We start from the raw sequence: 3,702 nt of genomic DNA on the forward strand, positions 1-3,702 counted from the left end.
CGTGACGATCTCGTCGGGCTTGTGTCGCTTGTTGGCCATTGTGGTCCTCCTTCATGGTCAAAACCATACTTCAAGGTGGACCCGTTCAATGGGGGTGGATCAATCCGATCGTTCAGATCACTTTCGGTCCGGTTGAGGGTATCGACAAGGACTCCCTGTACCAGTATTTCGATTATTACGGTGCGGAGGGCATGAGCTGCGGCAGTGTTCCGCAGATGACCGTCTCGTTCAACAACACCGTGACGACCAAGAAGGACGGGGAAACATACAGCTACCCCGGCAGCGTGGACATTGACAGCGCGGGACCGTGTCCCACGACGCTGACAGACGTCACCACGTCAGCGATCATAACCTACAACTAACTTAAGCCCTGCCCCGCTACGCAAGCGAACCATCAGTCTCCGGTTCGCTTGCCAGCGGGGACAAACGATCCTGCCTGATTTCAGGACGAAGCTACCGGCAAGAGGCTTCGCGGACTCAGCGGCCTGTGAACTGCGGCTTGCGCTTTGCGAAGAAGGCTTCGAGCGCCTCAGGGAAATCAGCCGTTTCGGTGCAGGCGAGGAATGCCTCTGCCTCGGCGTCGAGCTGCCCGGCATAGGCGCGCTCAAGCGACTGGCGGATCAGCGCCTTCACATGGGCTTGCGCCACCGGCGCACCTCCGGCAAGGCGCGCGGCAAGGGCCGAAGTCTCGGCTTCAAGCGCATCAAGCGGGACAACCCGGTTCACGAGACCGAGCTGCAGCGCCTCGTCCGCCTTTACCATGGGACAGAGGAGAGCGATCTCGAGCGCCCTGCGATAGCCGACCAGTCGCGCCAGCGCCCAGGTGCCGCCACAGTCGCCGGGAACGCCGACGCGGGGATAGGCAAAGTTGAAGACAGTATCCTCGGCAGCCACCACGAAATCGAAGCCAAGCGCCAGCGACAGCGAGCCCCCCGCCACCGCGCCCTTCACACTGCCGATGGTGATGAACGGCGCGTTGTCGAGCTTCTTCAGCACCTCGTGCAGGGGCAGGATCAGCCGTTCGGCGGCGCCGCGCTTGTCCTGCGCCCGGCGGAAATAATCGAGGTCGCCGCCCGCGCCAAAGGAAGCACCCTCGGCGCTGAAGACGACCACGCGGATATCCTTCGCCTCGAGAACGCGGGAGACGGCGGCGCCCAGGGCAGCGGTCGTCTCGAGGTCGAGAACATTGCGGCGCTCGGGCCGGTTCAGCCGGATCTCCGCAATGCCATCGCGCATGGTCAGTATGACAGGCTCGCTCATGGTTCCTCCCTCTACCCCGTCATTGCCCCTGGCCGCCGTCAATCATTGCGGCGGCGGCCCTCCAGAAGATCGAGCACGGTGCGCGCGCATTCGAGCACGTTGCTGCCCGGGCCGAAGATGGCGGCAACACCCTGCTGGTAGAGGAACTCGTAGTCCTGGCGGGGAATGACGCCGCCGCAGACGACGATAACGTTCTCCGCGCCACGCTTCTTCAGCTCCTCGATCAGCTGGGGGACCAGCGTCTTGTGGCCGGCGGCGAGTGAGGAAGCGCCAACCACGTGGACCTTGGAGGCGATCGCCATGTCGGCGGCTTCCTCGGGCGTCTGGAAGAGCGGACCGGCCAGAACCTCGAAGCCGATATCGTGGAAGGCAGAGGCGATGACCTTGGCGCCGCGGTCGTGGCCGTCCTGACCGAGCTTGGCGATCATGACGCGCGGCTTTTCCTTGAGCTTCTCGGCCACGCCGCGCAGGCGGTCAACCACCGTCTGATATTCCGGATCATCCGCATAGGAGCCGCTGTAAACCTTCTCCACGATCACCGGCGTAGCGACGTTCTCATTGAAGGCGCGACGCAGAGCGTCGGAAATCTCGCCCACGGTCGCGCGATGGCGTGCGGCCTCGACGGCGGCCTCGAGCAGGTTGCCCTCGCCGGAGCGGGCAACCTGTTCCAGCGCGGCAAGCGCAGCCTCGACGCGCTTCGGATCGCGCTGGCGCTTGACCTTCTCCAGGCGGGCGACCTGGGCCTGGCGGACGGCGGTGTTGTCGATCTCAAGGATCGGCACCTCCTCCTCGTTGTCGGGCCGGTACTTGTTGACGCCGACGATAACGGTCTCGCCGCGGTCGATCGCCGCCTGCTTGCGGATCGCAGCCTCCTCGATCATGCGCTTGGGCAGGCCCGACATGACGGCCCTGGTCATGCCGCCCATGGCCTCGATCTCCTCCATCAGCGCCCAGGCCTTGTCGGCAAGCTCCTTGGTCAGGCTCTCGATATAATAGGAGCCGGCGAGCGGATCGACGACCTTGGTGACGCCTGTCTCGTGCTGGAGGATGAGCTGCGTGTTGCGGGCAATGCGGGCAGAGAATTCCGTCGGCAACGCGATCGCCTCATCGAAGGAATTGGTGTGCAGCGACTGGGTACCGCCAAGCACCGCCGACATGGCCTCGAAGGCTGTGCGGATGATGTTGTTATATGGGTCCTGCTCCTGCAGCGACACACCGGATGTCTGGCAGTGGGTGCGCAGCATCAGGGACGATGGCTTCTTTGGCTCGAACTCCTCCATCACGCGGGTCCAGAGCAGGCGGGCGGCGCGCAGCTTCGAGATCTCCATGAAGAAGTTCATGCCAATGGCGAAGAAGAAGGAAAGCCGGCCGGCAAAATCATCGACGTTGAGCCCCTTCTTCAGGGCCGCGCGGACATATTCGCGGCCGTCGGCAAGCGTGAAGGCCAGCTCCTGCACAAGCGTCGCGCCAGCTTCGTGGATGTGGTAGCCGGAAATGGAGATGGAGTTGAACTTCGGCATCTCCTTCGCGGTGTATTCGATGATGTCCGCAACGATCCGCATCGAAGGCTCGGGCGGATAGATGTAGGTGTTGCGGACCATGAACTCCTTCAGAATATCGTTCTGAATGGTGCCGGAAAGCTTCTCGCGCGGCACGCCCTGCTCCTCGCCCGCGACGATGAAGTTTGCGAGGATCGGGATGACCGCGCCGTTCATGGTCATGGAGACGGAGACCTGATCGAGCGGGATGCCGTCGAAGAGGATCTTCATGTCCTCGACGGAATCGATGGCGACACCGGCCTTGCCCACATCGCCGACCACGCGGGGGTGGTCGCTGTCATAGCCGCGGTGGGTGGCAAGGTCGAAGGCCACGGAGATGCCCTGCTGGCCGGCCGCGAGGGCCTTGCGGTAAAAGGCGTTGGATTCCTCGGCGGTGGAGAAGCCAGCGTACTGGCGGATTGTCCAAGGACGGCCGGCATACATGGTCGCGCGCGGACCGCGGACGAAAGGCTTCATGCCGGGGAGCGAATCCAGGTGCCCGATGCCCTCGAGGTCCTCGGCGGTGTAGAGAGGCTTCACCTCGATGCCCTCGGGCGTGTTCCAGACGATGGTATCCGGCGAGCGCTTGAGCTCCTTCTCTGCCAGCTCATGCCATTTCTCAATCTTTGGAGCCATCTGTGCTGCTTTCTCTTCTCTCCGCGGGCAGGCTATCAACGATCTGCCCATCGTCCGAACTGACTTGTGCCACCGTCTCCGCCCTTTTACGGCGGAAAAATCATGTGACCTTAGCATGGGTTCATGGCCGGCAGATGATGTCCGCCGGCCATGATGAAACTAGAGCGCCTTTTCGAGCTCGGGGAGGATCTGGAAGAGGTCGCCGACGAGGCCGTAGTCGGCGACCTGGAAGATCGGCGCCTCCTCGTCCTTGTTGATCGCCACGATC

At 63.0% G+C, this 3,702-nt stretch carries 3 protein-coding genes and 1 pseudogene; 1 reads left to right on the top strand and 3 read right to left on the bottom strand.

Annotated features, from left to right (window positions below; translation table 11 throughout):
- Window positions 1-53: 53 nt before the first annotated feature.
- Window positions 54-362 carry a hypothetical protein gene (locus ABD906_RS09910; RefSeq protein WP_345099261.1) on the top strand — a complete coding sequence of 103 codons (309 nt, stop codon included), beginning with the start codon at window positions 54-56 and terminating at the stop codon, window positions 360-362.
- Window positions 363-477: 115 nt separating this feature from the next.
- Here the strand turns inward: ABD906_RS09910 and ABD906_RS09915 are convergent, their stop codons facing one another.
- The 3 genes and pseudogenes from ABD906_RS09915 to ABD906_RS09925 all read right to left on the bottom strand — a co-directional run.
- Window positions 478-1,260, bottom strand: a complete 783-nt coding sequence (locus tag ABD906_RS09915; protein ID WP_345099262.1) for an enoyl-CoA hydratase/isomerase family protein — start codon at window positions 1,258-1,260, stop codon at window positions 478-480.
- Between the two features lie 38 nt (window positions 1,261-1,298).
- On the bottom strand, window positions 1,299-3,434 hold the full coding sequence (gene scpA / locus ABD906_RS09920; RefSeq protein WP_345099263.1) for a methylmalonyl-CoA mutase: 2,136 nt from the start codon (window positions 3,432-3,434) through the stop codon (window positions 1,299-1,301).
- 159 nt (window positions 3,435-3,593) lie between these two features.
- A pseudogene (locus ABD906_RS09925) lies at window positions 3,594-3,702 on the bottom strand (electron transfer flavoprotein subunit alpha/FixB family protein); the annotation flags it as partial.

The sequence above is a fragment of the Chelativorans composti genome, from assembly GCF_039541695.1.
GTDB classification, from domain to species: domain Bacteria; phylum Pseudomonadota; class Alphaproteobacteria; order Rhizobiales; family Rhizobiaceae; genus Chelativorans; species Chelativorans composti.